General features: G+C 56.8%; 23 protein-coding genes. 17 read left to right on the forward strand and 6 right to left on the reverse strand.

The window, feature by feature from the left end:
* Positions 1-27 precede the first annotated feature (27 nt).
* A complete protein-coding gene (locus tag KUF54_RS02025; RefSeq protein ID WP_219344782.1) occupies positions 28-2,355 on the forward strand; it encodes a hypothetical protein in 2,328 nt (775 codons plus the stop codon).
* A 163-nt stretch (positions 2,356-2,518) separates the two neighbouring features.
* On the opposite strand, the gene queF is transcribed toward KUF54_RS02025, so the two are convergent.
* From queF to KUF54_RS02045, 4 genes are all read right to left on the reverse strand, one after another.
* Complete coding sequence (queF, locus tag KUF54_RS02030) at positions 2,519-3,364, reverse strand: NADPH-dependent 7-cyano-7-deazaguanine reductase QueF (protein WP_219344783.1); 846 nt, start codon at positions 3,362-3,364, stop codon at positions 2,519-2,521.
* Between the two features lie 75 nt (positions 3,365-3,439).
* A complete protein-coding gene (locus KUF54_RS02035; RefSeq protein ID WP_219344785.1) occupies positions 3,440-4,387 on the reverse strand; it encodes a 2OG-Fe(II) oxygenase in 948 nt (315 codons plus the stop codon).
* A 43-nt stretch (positions 4,388-4,430) separates the two neighbouring features.
* Positions 4,431-5,213: a peroxide stress protein YaaA gene (gene yaaA, locus KUF54_RS02040; RefSeq protein ID WP_219344787.1), complete on the reverse strand. Its 783-nt coding sequence runs from the start codon at positions 5,211-5,213 to the stop codon at positions 4,431-4,433.
* A 104-nt stretch (positions 5,214-5,317) separates the two neighbouring features.
* Positions 5,318-8,497, reverse strand: a complete 3,180-nt coding sequence (locus tag KUF54_RS02045) for an Rne/Rng family ribonuclease (RefSeq protein WP_219344789.1) — start codon at positions 8,495-8,497, stop codon at positions 5,318-5,320.
* Between the two features lie 596 nt (positions 8,498-9,093).
* Between KUF54_RS02045 and KUF54_RS02050 the strand changes: the two genes are divergently transcribed.
* From KUF54_RS02050 to KUF54_RS02065, 4 genes are read left to right on the forward strand one after another with little or no spacing between them, the layout of a single operon-like run.
* Positions 9,094-10,098: an RluA family pseudouridine synthase gene (locus KUF54_RS02050; RefSeq protein WP_370627570.1), complete on the forward strand. Its 1,005-nt coding sequence runs from the start codon at positions 9,094-9,096 to the stop codon at positions 10,096-10,098.
* Between the two features lie 10 nt (positions 10,099-10,108).
* Entirely contained in the window at positions 10,109-10,804 is a 696-nt protein-coding gene (locus KUF54_RS02055) for an HAD family hydrolase (protein WP_219344793.1), read from the forward strand.
* Between the two features lie 18 nt (positions 10,805-10,822).
* The gene (locus KUF54_RS02060; protein WP_219344795.1) at positions 10,823-11,188 is read left to right on the forward strand and encodes a Rieske 2Fe-2S domain-containing protein; all 366 of its coding nucleotides are present in this window, start codon (positions 10,823-10,825) and stop codon (positions 11,186-11,188) included.
* A gap of 1 nt (position 11,189) precedes the next feature.
* A complete protein-coding gene (locus KUF54_RS02065) occupies positions 11,190-12,260 on the forward strand; it encodes a S49 family peptidase (protein WP_219344797.1) in 1,071 nt (356 codons plus the stop codon).
* 127 nt (positions 12,261-12,387) lie between these two features.
* Here KUF54_RS02065 and KUF54_RS02070 read toward each other — a convergent pair whose 3' ends face one another.
* Positions 12,388-13,176: an SAM-dependent methyltransferase gene (locus KUF54_RS02070; RefSeq protein WP_219346229.1), complete on the reverse strand. Its 789-nt coding sequence runs from the start codon at positions 13,174-13,176 to the stop codon at positions 12,388-12,390.
* Between the two features lie 11 nt (positions 13,177-13,187).
* Positions 13,188-13,796, reverse strand: coding sequence for a Maf family nucleotide pyrophosphatase (locus KUF54_RS02075; protein ID WP_219344799.1), 609 nt, complete (start codon positions 13,794-13,796; stop codon positions 13,188-13,190).
* A gap of 25 nt (positions 13,797-13,821) precedes the next feature.
* On the opposite strand from KUF54_RS02075, the gene KUF54_RS02080 reads away from it, so the two are divergent.
* The 12 genes from KUF54_RS02080 to KUF54_RS02135 all read left to right on the forward strand — a co-directional run bounded on the left by KUF54_RS02080 (position 13,822) and on the right by KUF54_RS02135 (position 24,315).
* Entirely contained in the window at positions 13,822-14,376 is a 555-nt protein-coding gene (locus KUF54_RS02080; RefSeq protein ID WP_219344801.1) for a DUF177 domain-containing protein, read from the forward strand.
* 236 nt (positions 14,377-14,612) lie between these two features.
* The gene (gene rpmF / locus KUF54_RS02085) at positions 14,613-14,795 is read left to right on the forward strand and encodes a 50S ribosomal protein L32 (RefSeq protein ID WP_219344803.1); all 183 of its coding nucleotides are present in this window, start codon (positions 14,613-14,615) and stop codon (positions 14,793-14,795) included.
* A gap of 196 nt (positions 14,796-14,991) precedes the next feature.
* Positions 14,992-16,032 carry a phosphate acyltransferase PlsX gene (gene plsX / locus KUF54_RS02090; RefSeq protein WP_219346230.1) on the forward strand — a complete coding sequence of 347 codons (1,041 nt, stop codon included), beginning with the start codon at positions 14,992-14,994 and terminating at the stop codon, positions 16,030-16,032.
* A gap of 8 nt (positions 16,033-16,040) precedes the next feature.
* Positions 16,041-17,021: a beta-ketoacyl-ACP synthase III gene (locus KUF54_RS02095; RefSeq protein WP_219344805.1), complete on the forward strand. Its 981-nt coding sequence runs from the start codon at positions 16,041-16,043 to the stop codon at positions 17,019-17,021.
* Between the two features lie 51 nt (positions 17,022-17,072).
* Positions 17,073-18,017: an ACP S-malonyltransferase gene (fabD, locus tag KUF54_RS02100; RefSeq protein ID WP_219344807.1), complete on the forward strand. Its 945-nt coding sequence runs from the start codon at positions 17,073-17,075 to the stop codon at positions 18,015-18,017.
* The gene (gene fabG / locus KUF54_RS02105; protein WP_219344809.1) at positions 18,014-18,757 is read left to right on the forward strand and encodes a 3-oxoacyl-ACP reductase FabG; all 744 of its coding nucleotides are present in this window, start codon (positions 18,014-18,016) and stop codon (positions 18,755-18,757) included. The genes fabD and fabG overlap by 4 nt, the downstream gene beginning before the upstream one ends.
* Positions 18,758-18,915: 158 nt before the next feature.
* On the forward strand, positions 18,916-19,155 hold the full coding sequence (gene acpP / locus KUF54_RS02110) for an acyl carrier protein (protein ID WP_003058049.1): 240 nt from the start codon (positions 18,916-18,918) through the stop codon (positions 19,153-19,155).
* Between the two features lie 37 nt (positions 19,156-19,192).
* Positions 19,193-20,440 (forward strand): beta-ketoacyl-ACP synthase II, encoded by a 1,248-nt coding sequence (gene fabF, locus KUF54_RS02115; protein WP_219344811.1) that lies wholly within the window; start codon positions 19,193-19,195, stop codon positions 20,438-20,440.
* Between the two features lie 165 nt (positions 20,441-20,605).
* A complete protein-coding gene (locus KUF54_RS02120; protein ID WP_219344813.1) occupies positions 20,606-21,088 on the forward strand; it encodes a hypothetical protein in 483 nt (160 codons plus the stop codon).
* A 38-nt stretch (positions 21,089-21,126) separates the two neighbouring features.
* Positions 21,127-21,756: an RNA polymerase sigma factor RpoE gene (gene rpoE / locus KUF54_RS02125; RefSeq protein WP_219344815.1), complete on the forward strand. Its 630-nt coding sequence runs from the start codon at positions 21,127-21,129 to the stop codon at positions 21,754-21,756.
* 27 nt (positions 21,757-21,783) lie between these two features.
* Entirely contained in the window at positions 21,784-22,557 is a 774-nt protein-coding gene (locus KUF54_RS02130; RefSeq protein ID WP_219346231.1) for a sigma-E factor negative regulatory protein, read from the forward strand.
* A 258-nt stretch (positions 22,558-22,815) separates the two neighbouring features.
* Positions 22,816-24,315 (forward strand): DegQ family serine endoprotease, encoded by a 1,500-nt coding sequence (locus tag KUF54_RS02135; RefSeq protein WP_219344817.1) that lies wholly within the window; start codon positions 22,816-22,818, stop codon positions 24,313-24,315.
* Positions 24,316-24,581 lie beyond the last annotated feature (266 nt).

A 24,581-nucleotide genomic window follows, 5' to 3' on the forward strand; every position in this document is an offset into this window, starting at 1 on the left:
AGCGACATGTTTCGGTAGGATTGCGACATGAATGTTGTGCTGACCCTGATTGCTGTTGCGGTGCTGGCTTTGTTTTTGCTGGTCTGGTTGATCTCGCGTTTGCGCGATGGCTCCAGTTCTGCAACGCCCCAAAAAGAGGTGCTTGCGCCGGATAAGGCGGCAGAGCGTTCAGCGACGCAGAATTCACTATCAAATAATGAGCAACAAGTTCATAAAGATAAAGGACTTGAGGCTAATAAGGATCTGAGTTTTCGCATGCGTGGCGAGCGCGGTATGGGGGGACCTATTTGGGGCGATGTGATGTGCGCCGATGGCGTTTATCTGCCTCAGGTCTGGGAAAGCGATTTACAAACTTCTTATGACGGGCGCTGGCTGCGTACCGGCTTTTACGACAGTGAAACTGCGCACTTGGTAGACCGTAAATCGCGCCGCAGCTGGTTGATCTCTAAGAGCGATGCCGATGCACTGGACACGGTGCATTGGCGCGTGCCGCGCTGGAGCGGCGAGACGGTTAACGAAAGCGGTATTGCAGATGACGCCCATGTCGTCATGTCTGATGCCCGTTTTGATGCCTGGCTGGCTGAGCATGTGCGTGCAGTGGCCCAGCCGCTGGTGGCGCTGCGCGATATATGGGTACCGCATGAATGCGTGCCTGCAGAAGCGGGCGACCAGCAACCACACTTGCCTGTGGCGCCTGCGCTGCTGCGTGAAGATGGAAAAACGCAGGTGCCCAATGTGGCTGCGCCCGAGCTGACGCTAGAGCGCCACTGGCCGGCATCGCTGCGCAGATTACCTGACCCGCTGCTGCCCCTGTGCCGCGCCAGCTGGGCGCTGAGCATGAATGGCAAGCCCACGGGCTGGTTACTCGATCAAGACCCCGCCATGGTCTGGCGTGATGATGGACAGGGGCTAGCCTTGTATGCAAACCCCGATCAAGGCGAAGATAGCCATTTGCACCGACTGGTGGTTTGGACGGCTGAGCAGGGTTGGCAGCAATGGCCGCAGGCGCTACCTACAGATCGCAAGGCTTGGGCGGTTGAGCATTTATGGCCTGATGAAATCGATTCGCATGCCCCGCTGGAATGGAGCGCCGCCGTGCTGCTGCAGCGTGTACAGGTTGATACCGCTGACCTTGAGCGCCTGCATGACGGCAGCAGCCTGAGCATGGTGATCAGCCGCACTGAAACTTGCGCCGGCCACGCGGCAGATGGACGGGTACAGCTCAAAGAGCGACCCATGACCTCGTTTTGCTGGCTGCGCGACCCGGCTCAGCCAGCGCTTTGGCGCGCGCAGAGCGAACCGGTTTGCGGCAAGCCCTTGATTTGGACATTAAGCAAAGAAGCCAAGGACGAGCAGGGCGAGACATCGGCTTGGAATTTGCAATGGGGCGACAAGCATTTGAGCGGTAGCTGGGCGCTGGAGCATGTCATCGTCAAAGGCCGCTGGGCGATTTTGATGCCCTTTGGCCGTGCGCCTGAGCGTGGCGGCGCAGGGCACATTCAGGTTTGGGATGGCGAGCGTCTGCAGGCCGTGGACTTGCCGTGGCCGGTAATGCGCTTGAGCCCGCTGCCTGCGCGGGATGGCAGCATGGCTGCGCAGCTGGAAGTGGTCGTGCTGGCCGCTTGTTTGGATGAGAAGGATTGGGACCCCAATACTGGCAGTTGGCGCTGGAATCAGTACTCCGTCTCATCGAGTCATCTGGCTCGCCCGGATTGGCGTGCGCTTTACCAGCGCCGTGAAATTGCGCAGGATGCACAAGGCCAATGGCGTTTGCTGCCGCGCTGGCGCGAAGTAAAACAAATTCAGCACCCGTGTGCAGATGGCGACTATGTTTGGCGTGATGCTGCGCGTGGCGATGCTCTTTGGTGGTGGGGTGGGCAAAACGAGAGTCTCAGCAGCTATTGGAGCGAGGACGAGTGCCGCATTGAAGGCGTGAGCATGACGCGCAGCGGTTTGGCGCTATGCGGCACGGGGCCTAGCGCTTGCCCGCACCCGGGCGGTGAAGGCTGGGCCGTGCTGGAATATGTAGAGCGCCGCTATGGCCAGCCTGATCAGTGGAAGCTGCACTGGCTCAACCCAGTGGAAAAAGAAGTGCGCACGCTAGCGCTGGCAGTTAACATGCCGCAGATCAAAGGCTGGGACACGCAGGGTCTGCATTGGCTAGATTTAGCACCCGAAGACGAGGATGCAGGCAGCAGCGAAGCAGCCGCGCCGCAGTTGGTGACAACGCCGATGTGGAGCCGCGCTGAGGTGGAATTGATGCGCCAAGGCGCCGGTGGGCTATGGCTGCGCAAGCAGGACTTGCGCTATGCGGAGGCTTTGCTGGGGCAGGATGACTGCCCGTGGAAAAGTTGATCACCCCCTGAGGTGCTTTGCACCTTCCCCCTCTCTCGCTTTGCTTCGCAATGCGGGAGGGGGACGACGCCATCGCCGCGAGGCGGCTCTTGCTTGGCGTCACTTCGTTGGAGTGTGCTGATTTAAGCGGTTGGCCCTTTGTGAGTTCAGCTTGCTTTTGTATTTACTGACGGGCCGTGCGCACATTAGCGGGCAGGGCGCCGGGGTGGCTGGTGCGAAACGGGTTGATGTCCAAGCCGCCGCGGCGGGTGTAGCGGGCGTAGACGCTGAGTTTGATGGGTTTGCAGCGCGTCCAGATATCCATAAAGATGCGCTCCACGCATTGCTCGTGGAATTCGTTGTGATTGCGAAAGCTCACCAGATATTTCAGCAAACCTTCTTGGTCAATTTGGTCGCCAGAGTATTGAATTTGCACGCTTCCCCAGTCGGGCTGGCCGGTCACTAGGCAGTTGCTTTTGAGTAGGTTGCTGACCAGTGTTTCGGTCACGGGCGGCTCGCCCTGCTTGGCTACTAACAGCTCAGGCGCTGGGGTGTATTGGGTGCACTCCACATCAAGGCGGTCTAGCAGTAGACCGTCAAGCTCATGCACTTTTTGGGTCTGGAATTGCTCGGCTTCAAGCAAACGAACGCCCACGCTGCCCTTGCTTTCGCTGCCGCGCCATGCGGCTTCGGCCAGGTCAGTGCGCAGCAGTGCAAGCACTTCGCTGGCATCGGCAAAGCGGGTGTTGTTAAAGCTGTTGAGGTAGAGCTTGAAAGACTTGCTCTCGATCAGGTTCGGTGTCTCGCACGGAATGGTGAAATGCATCAGCGCCACCTGAGGCTTGCCGCGCAGGTTGAGCCACGACAGCTCAAAGGCCATCCACAGGTCAGCGCCAAAAAAGGGTGGGTTACTGCCTGCGCCAATTTCGTCGCGCTTAGGTTTGCGGGGCAGGGGGAAAAGCAGGGACGCGTCGTATTGGTCCACATAGGCTGAGCTTTTGCCCAGCTGTGATTGTTCAGGGGTATGCATGATGGAGAAAACAGATTGACTAGCAGCAAAAAGCATAGCTGCTAGTCCTTGTTGAATAAAGACTCGAGCCGTTTTTTACTTAAATTCGCGCTCGCGCAGCCACTTGGTGGCAATCCACTTTTCGCCCTCAAGGACGGGCGCGCCGCCGTGCAAGGTTTGAGTGCCGGGATCGGGCCGGTCGTAGCTGAAAAACACGGCATTGCCACGGCGCGGAACAACCTGCAGACCCACATCAGGGAAAGTGGTCGCGCCCCCGCGTGTGGGCTCGTTCAAATACATGACCAGTGTGCCCACGCGCTGGCCGCCACGTTTGAGAATGGTGGGCGTGCCGGGCTCGTTAGGCGCAAAGTAGTCGTAATGCGGCTTGTACTCCGCACCGGGGCGGTAGTGCAGCACTTGCAGACCTTCACCGTTTTCAATGGGCCAGTTCAGCAGGCGGGCAATGCGCGCCTCTATGCGGCTGATGAGGTCCAGCTCGCCGCGCTTGAAAAACATACCATTGCTGGTGCGGTCGTCATTGAGGGCTTCGCCGCCGCTTTGGTTATCGACCGTCAGTGATCGTTGCATGCGCGGGCTGGCTGCAGCGATGATGGCGTCGCATTCTTCATCGGACAGCAGATTGCCAAACACCACCACACGAGGCTGGCGCATGCTCGTGAGTACATGGACTTGGCGGTCGCCCGCGTCAATGCAGCAGGGCTCGGTTTGAAGATCAGGCTCGGGCAGGCTTGCAGTCTTTGTAAGCTGCTGATCAATTGACTGGGCGAGCGGCTGCGCATTACTTTGCTGCTTGGCGGCAATCAAGGGGATTGTGGCGGGGGCTGCGAAGGGGACTGGTAGCTCGCCTACCTCGGGCAAGGCGAGTGCGCGGCGTGCCAGGTGCTCAGCCCAGCCCGCTGTGCGCATGGAGTTGAGTAGCGCTGGCAGCGGCACGCCGGCCGCGCTTTGCGTGCGTATCCATTGCATCAGCTCAGGAGTCAGGCCGGGCGGGGTAGCGAACTGGTCTGGGGTAGAGGTGCTCATGATGGATATGCTATTGCGCACGGCGCTCAATTTCAATGAGGTATCAGTCTAATTTTCTGCGGAAAACCAGCTTGCTGGGTGTGCTGGCTTGTTCGGCCAGTGCGTAGCCTTCCAAGTCAAACTTGCGCAGGTCCGCCACCTTTTTTGCCTTGTGCTGCACGGCCCAACGCACCATCAGGCCGCGCGCGCGTTTAGCGTGAAAGCTGATGATCTTGTACTTGCCGCCCTTGAAGTCTTCGAAAGCGCATTCAACCACAGGCGCTTTGAGTGCTTTGAGATCGACAGACTTGAAGTATTCCTGTGAGGCTAGATTGACCACGATGCGCTCGGCTTCGGGCTGCTCTTTGATTCGTTCATTGAGGTAGTCTGCAATCTGCGAGCCCCAGAATTGATAGAGGTTGCTTCCCTTGGCATTCTCAAGCCTTGTGCCCATTTCCAGGCGATAGGGCTGGAGCAGATCAAGGGGGCGCAGCACACCGTAGAGGCCGCTGAGAATGAGCACATGCTCTTGCGCCCAGTCCAGCTCCTTGGGCTTTAGGCTGGCGGCATTCAAGCCCTCATACACATCGCCATTAAAGGCCAGCACGGCTTGGCGGGAATTCTTGGCAGTGAACTTGGGACTAAAGGCCTCATAGCGGCCCACGTTCAGCACAGCCAGCTTGTCGCTGATGCTCATGAGTGCAGAAATTTGCTGAGGCGACTTTTCCCGCAGAACTTCGATCAGCTCAAGCGGCTGCTTTTTGAAGACCGGCAGCGTGTGCGGCAGCTCGGCGCAGACGGGACTTTCGTAGTCCAGAGATTTGGCAGGAGAGATGAGAAAAAGCATGGGTTGACACTAAAAATCGGAAGAAGATTAATGAAAAAGGGCCAGGGGCCCATCCACCGAAGTGGATAACACCCTTGGCCCTGTGATGCCGGAAGGCAGTCTGCTTAGGCGTTGTTGCCAGAAGCTTGCTCTTCCTTCTCAAACGGCAGCTGCATCAGGCTGAGATCCTTACGGGTCTCGACCAGTACCAGCGGGCCTTCATCGCTCACCACGACCGCAGCGCGTTCGCGGGGGATGTGTACGGGCTTGGGCTCAGCAGCAATGGCGGCTTGTACAGCAGCGATTTTTTCAGCGTCAGAGTTGACCCACTGCAGACCCGATGCTGCAGCTAGCGCCTGCAGCGCGGGAATCGGCAGATCATAGGCTTGGGCTTTGGCAGCCACGGGGGCAGGAGCTGCCACAGGTGCCGCAGCCGGTGCTTGCACTGGGGCTGCTACTGGAGTGGCTACTGAGACTGGAGCGACAGTTGCTACTGATGCGATTGGTGCAACAGGGGCTTGAGCTACAGGTTCAGCCGGCGCTGGTGCAACCGCGACTTGAGCAACAGGAGCTGCAACCGGTGCTGCAACTGGAGTCGCGACAGGCGCAGTCACAGGGGCAACAGCGGGAGCCGAGGTCACTGGGGCTTGCTCAGTCTGCGCTTGGGCTGCAGCCGTGTCAAAGTAGCTGCGGCGTGCAGGCTGATCGCCAGCTTCTGCAGCAATGGTTACTGCAGGTGTTGAAGTTGCAGCGATTGGCTCTTGAACTTGCCCTTGCATTTGTTCATCAGAGGGTGCAAGCATGTCTGCAGCTTGGCCTTCAGTCTGACCTTCGCGAGGAGCGCGGTCACGACGATCACGGCCGTAGCGGTCACGCGAGCGGCGCTGACGTGGCTCACGTGTGGATTCGCCTTGTCCGCCTTGACCTTGAACTTCGCTGCCTTCCACTTGCGTAGAAGTCATTGCCGCTTCATCCGCTGCAGCTTGCATGGCTGGCTGCGCTTCTGGGTTACGGCTCTGGCGTTGACGGCCTTCACCGCGCTCGCCTCGTTCAGCGCGTTCTGGGCGCTCACCACGTTCGCTGCGCTCTGGGCGGTTGCGCTCGGGCTTGGGTGCGGCTTGAGGATTGAACTCCTGGTTGGCGTTCAATGCTGCATCAGCCACTTGCGGCTGGCGCTCATCACGGCGTTCGTTGCGCTCACCACCGCGGCGGTTGCCGCGTTCAGCACGTTCTGGGCGCTCACCACGTTCAGCGCGATCGCCACGTTCTGGGCGATCTTGGCGCTGTTGCGGCTCAGGGCGCTCGTTGCGTTGCTGCTGCTCTGCATCACGGCCTTGGCCATTGCGGCGGGCATTGTTGCGGTCACCACGCTCTGCACGTTCGGCGGTATTGCGCTCATTGCGGTCACCGCGTTCGCTACGCTCGCCGCCGCGCTCATTGCGCTCGGCGCCGTTGCGGCGGTTGCGGTCACCACCGCGGCCTTCGCTTCGGCGGCCATCACGGCTACCTTCGCGGGCGGCGGGTGTTGGTGCTGCTACAGGAGCAGCCACAGGCGTGGGAGCGCCGAAGCCAAACAGGTTCTTCAACCAGGCGAAGAAGCCTTGCTCACGCACGGGTGGGCGGGCAGCTGCTGGAGTTGCGGGCGTTGTACCCGCTTGTGGGCGAGGTTGGCGTGGAGCACGTGGCTCTGCAATCGGCGCGGGAGCATCAGGCAGCACACCCTTGATGACAGGTGTTTGCTTGTTGGTGGGTTCCTGCGAGCGGCGGGTCACGGTGGCAACGTCTTCGGGCTCATCGGCCAGCTTGTAGCTGACTTCCATAGTCTCCAGACGTGTGTCGTCATGCTTCAGGCGTTCAAGCTTGTAGTGCGGCGTTTCCATGGACTTGTTAGGGACCATGAGCACGTTGACGCGCTGCTTGAGTTCGATCTTGGTGAGTTCTGCGCGCTTTTCGTTGAGCAGGAAGGAGGCGACTTCCACAGGCACCTGACACTGCACAGCGGCTGTGTTGTCCTTCATGGACTCTTCCTGAATGATGCGCAGGATTTGCAGAGCCGAGGATTCGGTGTCGCGGATGTGGCCGGAGCCGCTGCAACGTGGGCAGTTGATGTGCGCGCCTTCGGAGAGGGCGGGCTTCAAGCGCTGACGGCTCATCTCCATCAGGCCGAACTTGCTGATAGTGCCAAACTGCACGCGGGCACGGTCTTGACGCAGAGCATCGCGCAGGCGGTTTTCCACATCCTTGCGGTTGCGGGACTCTTCCATGTCGATAAAGTCGATCACGATCAAGCCGCCCAAGTCACGCAGACGCATCTGGCGGGCTACTTCGTCAGCGGCTTCCAAATTGGTGCGGGTTGCGGTTTCCTCGATGTCGCCGCCCTTGATAGCGCGGGCCGAGTTCACGTCAACCGACACCAGTGCTTCGGTGTGGTCGATCACGATGGCGCCGCCCGATGGCAGGGTCACGGTGCGCGAGTAAGCCGACTCGATCTGGTGCTCGATCTGGAAGCGCGAGAACAAAGGAGCGTCGTCGCGGTAACGCTTTACGCGGGCTGCGTGTTCAGGCATCACATGTGCCATGAACTGCTGGGCTTGCTCGTAAATATCGTCGGTGTCGATCAGGATGTCGCCAATGGCATCGCTGAAATAGTCGCGAATAGCGCGAATCACCAGGCTGGATTCTTGATAAATCAGGAACGCGCCCTTGGCACCCTTGGCTGCGCCATCAATGGCATTCCACAGCTTGAGCAGGTAGTTCAAGTCCCACTGCAGCTCAGGTGCGGTGCGGCCGATACCGGCGGTACGCGCAATGATGGACATACCCTTGGGGTAGTCCAGCTGATCCATGGCTTCTTTGAGTTCAGCGCGGTCTTCGCCTTCGATGCGACGCGACACACCACCACCGCGGGGGTTGTTGGGCATCAGCACCACATAGCGGCCGGCCAGCGAGATGAAGGTGGTCAGGGCTGCGCCCTTGTTGCCACGTTCTTCTTTTTCGACTTGAACGATCAGCTCTTGGCCTTCGCGGATCACATCGTTGATACGCGCTTGGCTAGGCGATACGCCTTCAGCAAAGAATTGCTTGGAGATTTCTTTGAAGGGCAGGAAGCCGTGGCGGTCTTCGCCGTAATCCACAAAGCAGGCTTCGAGGGAGGGCTCTACGCGGGTAACAACCGCTTTGTAGATGTTGCCCTTGCGCTGTTCGCGGCCTTCGATCTCGATCTCGTAATCCAACAGTTTTTGGCCATCAACAATGGCCAGGCGGCGTTCTTCAGACTGCGTCGCGTTAATCAGCATCCGTTTCATGATGCGCTTCCTTTATTCGTTTTCTGAGCATGTTGGTTCTGGGCTTTTGCCACGGGCCAACATGCCTTAACTGGTAATCAAAGACAGGCTCTATAGGAGCCGTAATGCCAGACGAACGCGTTGAAACGAATGAGGAATCTTGGGCGGTACAGGACTGCGCTGCTGGCTTGATCTCAAGTCAGCAGCGGAGGTACAGGCCGGGGGACGAGCGGGAGCGGACGCGCATGCAATCGAGGAGTGAAAGAAGCCAAGGCGCGTGCTAGGGAGGTGGGTGGTTTCTTCGGGGCGCAGCATCCCTCAAGGGCCGGCTGTGCCTTGCCCCAGAAGTTGATCAGCAATGTCCAAAAGATCCACATGCTCGTTGTGATCGCCGGTAGTTGCAGGCGACTTTCGCCTGAGTCAACTGCCGGGGTGAGATTCCGTTTCAGTGTTTCAATTCGTCAGCCTTTGCCAGTCTTTCACAGGCTGCTGCAGCGCTTCTTGGCTGCAGTTTGCGTGTGCAAAACTGGCGGGCATCGACCTGCCTGTGTGCTCGGGAATGGTTGTATGGACTAAACTCCATGAGAATCAACCACTTACAAGTAAGCTCGGCACAGGTGAAATACATTATAGAGGGCAAACCGGCGCAGGACCGGTCCCAGAATACGACTGCCGCTTCAGCACGCTTCCTGGAGGTCGATGAAGACTCCGTGGGACAGCGTCTTGATAACTTTCTCATGCGCCATCTCAAGGGGGTGCCCAAGACCCATGTCTACCGCATCATCCGCAGTGGTGAAGTGCGCATCAACAAAGGGCGCGTCAGCGCTGAGACACGGGTTCAATTAGGCGATATCGTGCGGCTTCCGCCTGTTCGAATCTCCGAAAAAGTGGCCGAAAAAGCAGAGCGCCCAGCGCCTGCTAAGGACTTTCCCGCCCTGTTGGAAGACGAACACATGGTCGCGCTGTCCAAGCCTGCGGGCGTGGCCGTGCACGGCGGCTCCGGTGTGAGCTTTGGCGTGATCGAGCAGATGCGCCAGGCCAGGCCTGAGTCCAAGTTTTTGGAGTTGGTGCACCGCTTGGATCGCGAAACTTCAGGCATTTTGCTGGTGGCTAAGAAGCGCTCTGCGCTGATTAATCTGCAAGATCAGTTCCGCGAGCGTGAGACGGGCAAGACCTATCTGGCACTGGTGCAGGGCGCATGGCCAGCCAATAAAAAGGTGATTGACCTGCCGCTGCACAAATACTTGCAGGCCGATGGTGAGCGCCGTGTACGCGTGACGACCGTGGATGACCCCGAAGGCATGCGCTCCATCACCCTTGTCAAAATCCGCAAAGTGATTGAGGCGCGCCCTTTGCAGGGCTTGCCAGCCATGAGCCTGCTGGAGGTAACCATCAAGACTGGGCGCACGCACCAGATTCGTGTGCACCTGTCGTCGCAAGGTCACCCTATCGTGTGTGATGATAAATATGGTGACTTTGACCTCAACCGCCGCTTGCTCAAGCAGGGCCTTAAACGCATGTTTTTGCACGCTTGGCGGCTACAGTTCAACCACCCCGCAAGCGGTGAGCGAGTGGAGTTGCGTGACGAGCTGCCGCCAGAGTTGGCGGATTTTGTGAACTAAAAAAGCCTGCATGATTACTGAAAACCATAGCGAAAACTCCAGCACTCAGCGCGCTCGCCGCTTCGATTTGATCGCATTTGACTGGGACGGCACCGTGGCTGACTCCACTGCCATCATCAGCCGAAGTATTCAAGAAGCGGTGCGTGATGTGGGTGGCACGGTCCCCAGTGATGAGCAAGCTGCCTATGTCATAGGCATGGCGCTGCTGCCTGCGCTGGCCCGCGCTGCGCCTGATGTACCGCCTGAAAAGTACCAAGAGCTGGCGGATCGCTATCGTTTTCACTTCTTCAAGCGCAGGGACGATATTTGCGTGTTTGACGGCATCCTGCCGCTGCTGGCAGATTTGCGCGCCCGCAATCACTGGTTGGCTGTTGCTACAGGCAAAAGCCGCCAAGGCTTGAATCAGGCTTTGCAAGATCAGCAACTTAAAGGGCTGTTTGATGGCTCACGCACCGCCGATGAAACCGCTGGCAAGCCTAGCCCGCTGATGCTCAATGAACTGATGGCCGAATTTGGTGTGGAGCCCGAGCGCACGCTGATGATTGGTGACACGACCCATGACTTGCAGATGGCGGTCAATGCTGGCTGCCCTTGTGTGGGCGTCTCTTACGGCGCCCATGCGCCTGACAGTTTTGCCCAGTTCAATCCGCTGTTTGTGGCTGACTCGGCGGCGCAGTTGCGCCAGTGGCTACAGGCCAACGCCTGATCGAGCGCGGAGTTGAATATGACGGATGTCGTAGAGCTATGCCCCAGTGCTGATCTGGTGGATGGCGGGCGGGCCTTTGGCTTTGATGTGGAATATGCAGGGCAAAGAAGCCGTGCTTTCGCCATTCGTTACCAAGGGCAAGTTCACGCTTACCTGAATCGTTGTACTCATATCCCCGTGGAAATGGACTACCAAGACGGTCAGCTTTTCGATGATTCGGGGCGCTGGCTGTTGTGCTCTAGCCACGGTGCAGCTTATGAACCTGATAGCGGAGCCTGCTCAAGCGGGCCTTGCCGGGGTGGATTGGTGAGAATCGCCTTGAGTGAAAGCGGCGCGATGGTGCGCTGGCATACTGCCCCACAACTGAAACCTTTGAAGTTTTGAGATGAGCACCCCAAACACCCCTGATAACAACGACTCCCAGCCGCATGTCACGCCGGGGGCAGATCTGTGGTCTCAAGCGTCTGCTGCGCCTTCTGCATCTACTGCCTCCGCTGAGTCCTCGTCTGCAGCCAAGACTTCAGGCGCTGTAGGTTGGGAGCGTGACGTACTCGAAAAACTGGTTTTTGCTTCCATCAAGGAGCAGCGTGCCTCGCGCCGCTGGCGCTTTTTCAGCCGCTTGCTGTCGTCGGTGGTCGTGCTGCTGGTGCTGTGGGTCATGTTCTTTAAAGACACGGCTACCAAGACCAGCACCACACCTCATACGGCGGTGGTTGAGATTAAGGGTGAGATCGCATCGGGTGGCGATGCTAGTGCCGAGTTGGTGGTGGCAGCCATGCGCAGCGCTTTTGAAGACTCAGGCTCGCGTGCTGTCGTGCTGTTGATCAATTCGCCCGGTGGCAGTCCGGTGCAAGCCGGCATGATCAACGATGAGATGATTCGCTTGAAAGCCAAGCACAATAAGCCTTTATATGCTGTGGTGGAAGAGTCTTGCGCTTCCGCCGCTTACTACATTGCCGCCGCCGCGGACGAGATTTTTGTGAACAAGGCAAGCATCGTGGGCAGCATTGGTGTGCTGATGGATGGCTTTGGCTTTACCGAAGTGATGCAAAAAGTGGGCGTAGAGCGCCGCTTGCTGACAGCCGGTGAAAACAAGGGCTTTTTGGATCCGTTCAGCCCCATGTCTGCGCAGCAAAAAGAATTTGCCATGCAGATGCTGGAGCAGATTCACCAGCAATTCATTGGCGTGGTGAAGGCGGGCCGTGGTGACAAGCTCAAAGAAACGCCCGAAATGTTCAGTGGTCTGTTCTGGACAGGTCAGCAGGCTGTAGATCTGGGTCTGGCTGACAAGCTGGGCAGCTTGGATTACGTGGCGCGTGAAGTAGTCAAGGCTGAAGAAGTCATCGACTACACCCGTCGCGACAATGTGGCTGAGCGCTTGGTCAAAAAATTTGGCGCATCGATTGGCGCTGGCTCGGTACAGGCTGTGCGGGGTTTGGTGCCTGCGATTCGATAAACAGGCATAAAAAAGCCGTTAGTCCACGTATTTAAAGGGCTGGTAGCTATCAATTATGAAAAAACCCGCTGTATTTGCAGCGGGTTTTTTGCTTCGGGCAGGGTTTTAGCAGCGCTTTTTCCGTGTCTTAGCGGCCAATCGAAAACACCACTGGCGTGCGATTGTCGGGCGGTGTGTTGCGCTGCTTCCATTCGCGCACCAAATGGCTTTCGATGCGCGCTGTCTCCAGTGTCAAGCCGCTGGCCAGTGCCAAGCGGGTATTGGGCTGCAAGGTTTGCAGCAGGGCTTGCCACAAAGAAGCATTGCGGTAAGGCGTCTCAATAAATTGCTGAGTTTGGCCGTGGCGCAGGGCCAAGCCTTCAAGCTCTTTGAGGCGGGCGGTGCGCTCGGAGCCATCTTGCGGCACATAGCCCACAAAAGCGAAATTTTGACCATTCAAGCCGCTAGCCGCCAAGCCTAAAAGTAGCGAAACAGGGCCAATTAGCGGCACGACGCGAATGCCCAAGTCGTGTGCGGCGCGCACGATGGAGCTGCCGGGGTCAGCAACGGCTGGCATTCCAGCTTCGCTGATCAAACCCATGTCTTCGCCTGCCAAAGCGGCTGCCAGCAGGGGCTTTGGGTCAAACACCGCTGCGCCCTTGTTGCCGTGGTCGCCTTTTTTATGGGCTTCGCGTGGTAGCTCGGTAATGTTTTGCTCTTGCAGCGTGGCGGCGAGCGGAAACAGTGCGTCGATACGCTTGAGGTAAGCGCGCGTTGTTTTGGCGTTTTCGCTGATCCAGTTCGTCAGCGATGCAGCGCGGCGTAGCGTGCCTTCTGGCAGAACTTCGGTCAGTGCTGTTTGGCTGTCACAGCCAAAATCGAGCGGAGCGGGCACCAAATAAAGAGTGCCTGCTTTGTTTTTAGGAGTGTTGTTCATGGGGTTACTATTCATGGCAGAACCACTCCCGCAGCGCGCAGCATTTGGCAAGTGCGAATGAGCGGCAGGCCAATGAGGGCGGTTGGGTCGTCGCTGACGATGGCGTCTAGCAGGGCAATGCCCAGGCCTTCGCTTTTGGCGGAGCCTGCGCAGTCATAGGGTTGCTCTGCGCGCAAATAGCGCTCAATCTCGGCGTCATTGAGCTCGCGAAAGCGCACTTGCACCGTCACCACGCTGGATTCAATAAACCCTGTTTCAGCACAAGTCACGCAGACGGCAGTGTGAAAGTTCATCTGGCGCCCACTCATTTGGCGCAATTGCTCGGTGGCGCGCTCGTGGGTTCCGGGCTTGGATAGGGGTTGTCCATCCAGCTCGGGCACTTGATCGGAGCCGATCACGATAGAGCCGGGGTGCATCTGAGCGACAGCCTGAGCCTTGGCGCGGGCCAAGCGCAGGCTGAGGTCATAGGGGGTCTCGCCGTTCAAAGGGGTTTCATCCACCTCTGGTGAAACCGTCTCAAACGGCAGTTGCAAGCGGCTAAGTAGCTCCTGGCGGTAGCGGGAGGTGGAGCCGAGAACCAGTGGACGTTCAAGGCGTTCAGTCATCAATAAATCAGGCATTGCGGGATTCTCTTACACTCACCGTATGAGCAAGGATTTTTCTTCGACCCGGCTTGATGTGCGTGCTTTCGCGCAAGCCGCCGGTCATATACATAGTCAAGCACCATTGTCGGACTTCAAGCGTCTGGCAGCGGATGCACTGGCTATTACGGGCGAGCAAGCGTTGGTGCACTGGGAGGTCGAGGGCGAGTTGGTTGAAGAAACCGGCGGCCCTGGGCAGGTCTGGCTGCACCTGTCCGCTGAGGTCGAATTGCCAATGACCTGCCAGCGCTGCCTGACCGAGGCCCATATTCCCCTTTATGTGGATCGGTCATTTCGCTTCGTTACTGACGAAGCCACGGCAGAATTGGAAGATGACGACAGCGATGAGGATGTGCTGGCAATGAGCAGCGAATTCAATCTGCTAGAGCTGATTGAAGACGAGTTGCTGATGGAAGTCCCCGTGGTGCCGCGCCATGAGGAATGCCCAGTGCCGGTAAAGCTAGAGGTCGTTGATCCCGACTTCGAGCAGGCAAGCGAGGAGAAGAAAAATCCTTTTGCTGTGCTGCAATCCCTCAATGTAGGCAAATCTACCGACTGATCCATACAAGAACGCGAAGGGATTTGATTTTGCGTGAGTCACGAAATGCGTTTGCGCTATAATCGTGAGCTTCGCGCGAAACCCCCTCGTGTCTTTAATGGGCTGATCGCGTTTTTTTAAGGACTTGCACGGACAAGAATGCGCACACTTTTTAGTGTGTCAAAAGGGTGAATATTTCGCCTGATCTTTATGTGTGGGTCGTGTTACCAACCCTTTCAAGATACACAGGAGCCATCATGGCTGTTCAGCAAAACAAGAAGCCCCCCTCCAAGCGCGGCATGCACCGTTCGCACAACGCACTGAACGTGCCTGGAATTGCTGTTGAAGCGACTACTGGTGAAACTCACCTGCGTCACCACATCAGCCCTACAGGCGTGTACCGTGGCCGCCAAGTGCTGAAGAACAAGTCTGAAGCCTAAGCGACGACTGCATTCGCAAAGCCCGTTGCTACATTCTTTGTAGCAACGGGCTTTTGTTTTTTGAGGAGATATTTACAAAATTAGCCCAATCGCCGCTTTGTTGACGAAAATTTGAGCTGTTTTTGTAAATAACTCCTGCTTAGGTCTTAGACCTTACAACCTCTTACTCGGAGCCCTGATGGGCTTGTCCGTCTCCATGATTACTTTGGCTGTGGACTGCATGGGGGGCGATCACGGCCCCCGCGTCACGCTGGCTGCGTGCCGTCAGTTTCTCAATACTCACTCTGATGCTCACCTGCTGCTGGTCGGTAAGGTTGAAGAGTTGGAAAACTTCAAGCATGAGCGCGTCACCATCGTCCCCGCTACTGAGGTAGTAAAGATGGATGACCCTGTTGAAGTGGCTTTGCGCAGGAAAAAGGATTCGTCCATGCGCGTGACCGTTCAGCAGGTCAAAGATGGTGCGGCGCAAGCGGCGGTTTCTGCTGGCAATACCGGCGCATTGATGGCTATTTCCCGTTATGTTCTCAAAACTCTTGAGGGCATCGACCGGCCAGCCATCGCCTCTGGCCTGCCTAACTCTACCGGCGGTGAGACCACCGTGCTGGACTTGGGTGCCAATGTAGATTGCTCTGCCGAGCATTTGCTGCAATTTGCAGTCATGGGCTCAGCGTTGGTGTCGGCGCTGAAAAACACTGAGTCTCCTAGCGTAGGCCTGCTCAATATTGGTGAAGAGCTCATTAAGGGTAGCGAAGTCATCAAGCGTGCTGGCGAGCTGCTGCGCGCAGCCGGAGAAGCTGGGAACTTGAACTTCTACGGCAATGTTGAAGGTAACGATACCTTCAAGGGGGTGGTGGATATTGTGGTCTGTGACGGCTTCGTGGGTAATGTCTCTTTGAAGACAACCGAGGGTGTGGCTTCCATGATTTCGGGTCTTTTGAAGGCGGAGTTCAAACGCAACATCTTTACGAAGTTTGCAGCCATCATCTCTTATCCGGTGTTATCTGCGCTGATGAAGCGCGTAGATCATCGCCGCTACAACGGTGCTGCTTTGCTGGGTTTGCGTGGTTTGGTCTTTAAAAGTCACGGTTCTGCCGATGCAATGGCGTTCGAGTTCGCACTCAATCGTGCGTATGATGCAGCACGCAACAACCTGCTTGACCGTGTCCGTACCCGTATCGCTGCTGCAGCACCTTTGCTGTTGGCTGCAAATGCGGAGACTGGAAAATCGGCACCCTGATAGAAGACATGAGACGTTACGCACGCATCACTGGCACCGGCAGCTATCTGCCTCCCCGTCGCCTAACTAATAACGACCTAGCGGCCGAATTGGCTGAGCGCGGTCTTGAAACCTCGGATGAATGGATCGTTGAGCGCACGGGCATCCGTGCGCGCCACTTTGCTGCGCCTGATGTGGGTAGCAGTGATTTGGCACTGGAGGCCAGCCGCAAAGCGATTGAAGCTGCTGGTATTTCGGCTCAGGATCTTGATCTGATCATTGTTGCCACATCCACGCCGGACATGGTGTTCCCCTCCACGGCAGCCATCTTGCAAAACAAACTGGGCATTACCAATGGTTGCCCAGCCTTTGATGTGCAGGCGGTGTGCAGCGGCTTTGTCTATGCGCTGACGGTGGCTGACGCCATGATTCAGTCGGGCACAGCCAAGCGCGTGCTGGTCGTGGGCGCTGAAGTGTTTAGCCGTATTCTGGATTTCAACGATCGCACGACCTGCGTGCTATTCGGTGATGGCGCTGGTGCTGTGGTGCTGGAGGTCTCTGATGAGCCCGGCATTTTGGCGACCGATCTGCATGCTGATGGCAGCCATGTCGGTATTCTTTGCGTGCCCGGTCACGTGTCTGGCGGCAGTGTGCTGGGTGATCCTGTGCTCAAGATGGATGGTCAGGCCGTCTTCAAGCTGGCTGTGAGCGTGCTGGATAAGGCGGCTCGCTCAGTGCTGGAAAAAGCAGGTCTGACAGATGCTGATATCGACTGGCTGGTTCCACACCAAGCCAATATCCGAATCATGCAAAGCACAGCGCGCAAGCTCAAGCTCCCCATGGAGAAGGTCGTCGTCACGGTCGATCAGCATGGCAATACCTCGGCGGCATCAATTCCGCTGGCGCTTGATCACGGTGTGCGTAACGGACAGGTCAAAAAAGGCCAAACCGTGCTACTCGAAGGTGTTGGCGGTGGCTTCACCTGGGGTGCAGTGCTCGTTAAAATGTAGCACTCAGTCAAGACTGAATAAGCATTTGAAGCAAATTTAATACTAAGAAATATGAAGAAGTTCGCATTTGTATTTCCCGGTCAGGGCTCGCAGTCCGTGGGCATGCTGGATGGCTGGGGTGATCATTCCGTTGTCGCTCAAACCGTGGCTGAAGCCTCTGAAGCGCTGGGCGAAGACCTGGGTCTGCTAATCAAGGAAGGCCCCAAAGAGGCGTTGGCGCTGACCACCAATACCCAGCCCGTAATGTTAGTCGCTGGTGTGGCTGCTTGGCGTGTCTGGCAGGCCGAAGGCGGTGCGCTGCCTGATGCAGTGGCAGGTCACTCGTTGGGAGAGTATTCCGCTTTGGTCGCCTCTGGCGTGTTGACGTTGGCTCAGGCTGCACCTTTGGTGCGTCTGCGGGCTGCGGCTATGCAAGATGCAGTACCTGTTGGCACTGGCGGCATGGCCGCTGTGCTGGGTATGGATGCTGTCAAGGTTCAAGCCATCTGCGCTGAAGTGACTGCCCAATTGGGTGGCGCGGAAGTTGTGGAAGCGGTGAACTTCAATGATCCCGGTCAGACCGTGATTGCCGGTAGCAAGTTGGCCGTTGAAAAGGCTTGTGAGGCCGTCAAGGCTGCAGGTGCCAAGCGTGCTTTGCCCCTGCCTGTGTCTGCACCGTTTCACTCTAGCTTGATGAAGCCTGCTGCTGAAAAGCTCAAGCTGGCTTTGGCTGAACTGACGTTGGCTGCGCCACAGATTTCTGTCATCAACAATATAGATGTCACCGTTCAAACGGACGCTGATGCGATTCGTGATGCCCTGTATCGTCAGGCTTTTGGTCCTGTGCGCTGGGTGGAATGCGTGCAAGCGATCAAGGCGCGCGGCATGACGCATATTGTTGAGTGCGGCCCCGGCAAGGTGCTGGCCGGTATGGTCAAGCGAATTGACGCGGACCTGACGGGTGCCCCCCTATTTGATACAGCCTCCTTGGCTGACGTGAAAGAATTGCTCGCATGACTGATAACCAGACAAAGCCTCAAGTTGCCCTGGTAACGGGTGCTACCCGAGGCATTGGCGCAGCCATTGCGCAAGAATTGGCTTCTAAGGGCTACCAAGTCATTGGTACCGCTACTTCTGACGCGGGTGCAGAAAAAATTTCTCAGGCTCTGGCAGCTTTTGGTGGCCGTGGCGTGACGTTGAATGTCACTGATGGCGCCGCCGTTGATGCGTTGATTGACTCCATCGTCAAGGGCGATGGCGGTCTGCATGTATTGGTCAATAATGCGGGTATTACCCGTGATACTTTGGCCATGCGCATGAAGGATGACGACTGGGATGCCGTCACCGATACCAATCTGAAGGCTGTTTTCCGAGTCAGTCGTGCGGCTATTCGCCCCATGATGAAGCAGCGTTTTGGCCGCATTATCAGCATCACCAGTGTGGTGGGTGCATCGGGTAATGCCGGTCAGGTCAACTACGCTGCAGCCAAGGCTGGCGTGGCTGGTATGACGCGTGCTCTGGCCAAGGAACTGGGTAGCCGTGGTATCACCGCCAACTGCGTGGCTCCGGGCTTTATTGCGACCGACATGACAGCAGAGCTGCCAGAGGCGCAGAAGGCTGCTTTGAAGGCTCAAATCGCTATGGGCGATCTGGGTCAACCTAGCGACATTGCGCATGCGGTGGCGTACCTGGCTTCGGCCGGTGCTGGCTATGTGACGGGGCAAGAATTGCACGTCAACGGCGGCATGTATATGTAAGAAATTTCGGCAGCAAATATGAATTTTTCAAATTTGCTGCCAGAAGCTGAACATTTTTGCAAGTTCAGTGGCCGTGTCCTCGCGACGGCCTGCCGCCAAGGGGCTTATCCCGAAGCGGCTAGAATCGCGGGTTCATTCACAACCCCCTGAGGGAAACCATGAGCGATATCGAAGCACGTGTCAAAAAAATCATTGCTGAGCAACTCGGCGTTGAAGAGTCTCAAGTAACCAACGAAAAGGCCTTCGTGGCTGACCTGGGCGCTGACTCCCTGGACACCGTGGAACTGGTGATGGCCCTGGAAGATGAATTTGGCATCGAGATCCCTGACGAAGACGCAGAGAAGATCACGACGGTGCAAAACGCCATCGACTACGCAAACACCCACCAAAAGGCCTAAGGGTCTTTTTTCAGCGATCAGTTAAAGGTTTGAACGCATGAGCCGTCGTCGCGTTGTCGTGACCGGTCTAGGTTGCATCTCCCCCGTGGGTAACACGGTTGCAGAAGCTTGGGCCAATGTCTTGGCCGGCCAGTCCGGTATTGATCTCATTACTAAGTTCGATACGTCGAACTTCTCCTGCAAGATTGCAGGTGAGGTCAAAGGATTTGATGTGGAGAAGTACATGAGCGCCAAAGAAGCGCGCACCATGGACAGCTTCATTCATTACGGTATCGCGGCTGCGGAGCAAGCCGTTTTAGACGCGGGCCTGCCTACGGGCGAAGCCCTGTCCGAAGACCTTGCCACACGCATTGCTTGCGTGATCGGCTCGGGCATCGGAGGTCTGCCGCTGATCGAGAACACTCATGCAGAACTGGCTGCGCGTGGCCCACGCCGCGTTACGCCATTCTTCGTGCCTGCTTCCATTATCAATATGGTGGCAGGGCATGTGTCCATGCGATTTGGCTTCAAGGGGCCGAATCTGTCGATCGTGACAGCCTGCACAACAGGCTTGCACTGCATCGGCGAAGGCGGACGCATGATTGAATACGGCGATGCTGACATCGTCGTGGCTGGAGGCACGGAAGCAACTGTGTCGCCTCTGGGCGTTGGTGGCTTTGCAGCCATGCGTGCGCTGTCTACGCGCAACGACGACCCTAAGGCTGCCTCGCGCCCCTGGGATAAAGACCGTGATGGTTTTGTTCTCGGCGAAGGTGCTGGTGTGCTGGTGCTCGAAGAGTATGAACACGCTAAGGCCCGTGGTGCCAAAATTTACGCGGAGCTGTCTGGCTTTGGCATGAGTGCCGACGCCGGTCACATGACAGCTCCTAACATGGACGGCCCACGCCGCGCCATGCTTAATGCTTTGCGCAACGCTGGTGTGAACCAAGATCAGGTGAATTACCTGAATGCGCATGGCACATCGACCCCTCTGGGCGATACGAATGAGTCCAACGCCATCAAGGCGGCTATGGGCGAGTACGCGAAGAAAGGTCTGGTGGTCAGCTCGACCAAGTCCATGACAGGTCACCTATTGGGTGGCGCTGGTGGTATTGAGAGCGTGTTCACCGTGATGGCTCTGCATGATCAAAAGATCCCGCCGACCATCAACTTGGATAACCAAGATCCAGATTGTGATTTGGATTACTGCGCCAATACAGCGCGGGACGCCAAGCTGGAAGTGGCTGTAAAAAACAACTTCGGCTTTGGCGGCACCAACGGTACGCTGGTTTTCAAGCGGATCTAAGCGCACATAAGTGCCTATGGGCGCGTATGAACTGCTTTACCGTTCAGTGAAGACCCCCAAAAAGCCCGCATAGGTCATGCCTTGCGGGCTTTTTTACGTCTAGGCGGGCTTGATTCGCGCTTTCCCTAGGTAGGCCTTCGCCTAGAGTTTGCACACTGCTGCGGTATGAGTGCCCGTTATCACGCCCCTGCAGTCGCCTACGCTTTTGCTCGTCCGGCGTGGGCAGGTTGGGCGTTACTTGTGATCTGGCTGGCATTGCTCACTGCCATGCTTGCTTGGAAATTTCAGTCCCAAGTGGGTTGGCTCAGAGTGTTCTTGGCTTTTGCAGTGCTGTTGCTGGCAACTGAGTTGCTGCGCAGGCAGTGGCAATACTGGCCGCAAGGCAAACTGCTTTGGAATGGTGAGCACTGGTCCATAGAGTCTGAGACTTCGCCTGTTGCTGAGTCTCAGGCTGTGCAGCTTCGTATAGGGCTGGATGGAGGAAGTTGGTTGTGGGTGTGTGTTTCAGATGTTTTATTGCTTAAGTCCATAGACGGTAAGCGTAAGGTGCTATGGATTTTTATAACTCAGCAGCACAGCCCTGTGCAATGGGGCGACTTGCGGCGTGCGGTATATTCATTCATCGCGCCGCTTAAAGAGCAGGGTTAGGCCCTTGCCGGTGATAGCGGCACGCATCTTGGCACTTCATGACACCTCCCGATTTCCCCACCCCTTCCGCAGACAGTGATCTGGCTTTGGTTGAACGAGCCAATGCTGGTGACAAGAAGGCATTTGAATTGCTGGTGATCAAATACCAGCGACGGATTGAACGGCTAGTGGGGCGTATGGTGCGGGATGTGGACCTGGTGCCTGATATTGCCCAGGAAACCTTTATCCGTGCCTACAAGGCCTTGCACCAGTTTCGAGGTGAGGCGCAGTTCTATACCTGGTTGTACCGTATTGCCGTCAATACCGCCAAGAAGGCCTTGATGGAGATGCGTCGCTCTCCAGTGATCACCGAGAGCGCGTTACAAAATGCTGATGACGATGATGAAACTTCTGGACACAGGCGGGAACTAACGACTCAGGAAACCCCCGAAACTGTATTGGCTGCGCAAGAAATTGCCCAAGCCGTCAATGCTGCAATGGAGGCTTTGCCCGAGGATTTGCGCCAAGCGGTTACGCTGCGCGAGATTGAAGGCTTGAGCTATGAGGAAATCGCTTTGGCGATGGATTGCCCCATTGGTACGGTGCGCTCGCGCATCTTTCGGGCGCGTGAGGCGATTTCGGCGAGGGTCAAACCTTTGCTGGAGCGTCAAGGTGGAAAGCGTTGGTAGACCATGCAAGATGAGCAGGTGAACTTCATGAATGACGATCTGATCAAGCGCGAGCAACTCTCGGCCTTAGTCGATGGTGAGGCACGGCCGCCTCATATACAAGCCGCACTTTCTTTTGCCGAAAGTGACGAAGGCCAGCAATCTTGGGGCATGTACCACCTGATTGGGGATGTGCTGCGCTCGCCAGAGCTGGCTCACCATTGCCAGCATGACATTTTGAGCGGAGTGCGCGCCCATATGGAGCGCGAGCCGGTGAGCGCAATTGGTGTGATTGAGGGTATTCATCTCCCCGGTTTGACTAAGGACACTCACAAGACAGTCGCAGCAGGCTTGTCGCAAGGCGCTGTGCAAAATACGCGCCCAGCTGCAAATGCTTCAGTTTTTCGCTGGAAGATGGCGGCAGGTTTTGCTTCGGTCGCCGCCGTTGCTGCCGTTGGCTGGGGTGTGATGTTGGCTGGCGCTGGCGGCCTGAGTGATGGTCAAGGCGGTGCGCAGCTGGCGCAATTGAATCCGAATGTGGTGATCGCTTCTGCCGCACCTGTAGTTGCCGCGCCCGCAGTTCCAAGCAGTTTGATGTCCGTATCCACTTCGGTAGAGCAGGGTGAGGCTGGATTGAGCCCAGAAGCTCAGTCTTCCACTGCTGTTGCAGTGGCTGGCCCCAATGGTCAGACCGTAATGCTGCGCGACTCGCGACTCGATGAATTGCTGGCTGCGCACCCGCAATACAGCAGCGCACCGAATCTGCAGATGCCAGCGAGCTTTTTGCGTAACGCCAGTTTTGCGACTTCCACGCGTCATTGATAGCTTTGTGGTGAGGCCTAAATTCAAGTCTTTTTGCTTTTAAGTCCAAGTGCTACTTAGACAAGCTGCTATTGATTTTGTATAGATGGCCTGCAGCTATCAAGTATTGCGGGGCATCTTTCACGCAACCAAGCGTGGTTGCTGCTGAAGGCTTTTACGATAAGGAGTGTTTGAATGGCACTCTTTGCTTTCTTTCAGGGGCCTGAGTTTTTGATTTCGGCCTGATTTGACAGACGATTCGAACAAGGAATAACAACGATGCGCACAGCTGCCTGGATGACACTCAAATCGCGTTTTTCTGCAACCGCACTGGCCAGTGCTCTGGCGGTGGCTGCAGCAGCAGGAGCGACTTTGCTGCCCATGTCTGCAGCGCAGGCGCAAAGCGCCGCTGTTGTGCGAGGCCTGCCGGACTTTACGGACTTGGTGGATCAGGTTGGCCCCTCGGTCGTCAACATTCGTACGCTGGAGAAGGTCTCGAATAAAGGTAGCGAAGCGCTGGGCATGGATGAAGACATGCTGGAGTTCTTCCGCCGTTTTGGTTTGCCAATGCCCAAAGCGCCGGGTGGGCGTGCTCCTAAAGGCGGGCAATCTGATGAAGAGCAGCCGCGCGGAGTAGGTTCGGGCTTTGTCTTGACGGCTGATGGCTACGTAATGACCAATGCCCACGTGGTAGAAGGTGCAGACGAGGTTCTTGTCACTCTGACCGATAAGCGCGAGTTCAAAGCAAAAATCGTGGGCGCCGATAAGCGCACTGACGTTGCCGTGGTCAAGATCGATGCCAAAAACCTGCCCGCCGTGAAGATTGGCGATGTGAGCAAGCTGCGTGTGGGCGAATGGGTCATGGCCATTGGCTCACCCTTTGGGCTGGAGAACTCGGTTACGGCCGGCATTGTCTCGGCCAAGCAGCGTGACACAGGTGACTACCTGCCGTTTATTCAGACCGATGTAGCGATCAACCCCGGAAACTCGGGTGGCCCGCTCATTAATATGCGTGGCGAGGTGGTAGGCATTAACAGCCAGATTTATTCGCGTTCTGGCGGCTTTATGGGCATCAGCTTTGCGATTCCGGTCGATGAAGCCATCCGCGTTAGCGAGCAGCTGCGCGCCAGCGGCAAGGTCACCCGTGGTCGTATTGGTGTGCAGATTGGCCCTGTGACCAAGGATGTGGCGGAGTCTATTGGTCTTGGCAAGCCCGAGGGCGCGCTGGTGTCTGCGGTTGAGCCAGATTCGCCTGCCGCCAAAGCCGGGGTCGAGCCCGGCGACGTGATTACAAAGTTCGATGGCAAGGCGATTGAAAAGGTGTCTGACTTGCCGCGCATGGTGGGCAATACCAAGCCTGGCACCAAGAGCACCATCACCGTGCTGCGCCGCGGCAAGCTCAAAGACTTGAGCATGGTGATTGCTGAAGTGCCTTCAGACGAAGCCGTCAAGACTAAGGCCGCTAGCGGCAGTAGCAGCAAGACTCCGCAAGGCGTTCTGGAGAATAAGCCTCTGGGCCTGAGCTTGAGCGAGTTGACTGCAGCTCAAAAGAAAGAGCTGGCCGTCAAGGGTGGTGTGCGCGTAACGGCTGCAATTGATGCCGCTGCCCGCGCCGGCCTGCGAGAAGGCGATGTGATCTTGCAACTGGCCAATGCAGAAGTGTCTGACCTCAAAAGTTTTGAGGCGGCATGGGCTAAGGCAGACAAAGCCAAGCCCGTCAATGTGCTGGTGCGCCGTGGCGACTGGGCGCAGTACGTGCTGATCCGCCCTGCTAAATAAAGGCCTTAATAACGGCAGCTTTTGCGTTCGCTTCACAGGTGAAGTGAACTGCAAGACCTGCCTCGGCAAGTGTTCCTAGGTCATTGGGTAGAATCCATGTTAAATGCATGGTGGTTGGACGCAAAAAACTGTTTTTTAAGCAGTTTTCAAGCAGTGCAAAAACCTTTGCAATCTCCGGCTGCTAATAGGTAAACGGCGTTTTCTGGTTTGTGAACGAGTTGTTAATCAATGAAGTTGAAAGTCACCAATCAGAAATTGTCAAACCT

The sequence above is a fragment of the Comamonas sp. Y33R10-2 genome (assembly GCF_019355935.1).
Lineage (GTDB): Bacteria > Pseudomonadota > Gammaproteobacteria > Burkholderiales > Burkholderiaceae_C > Comamonas.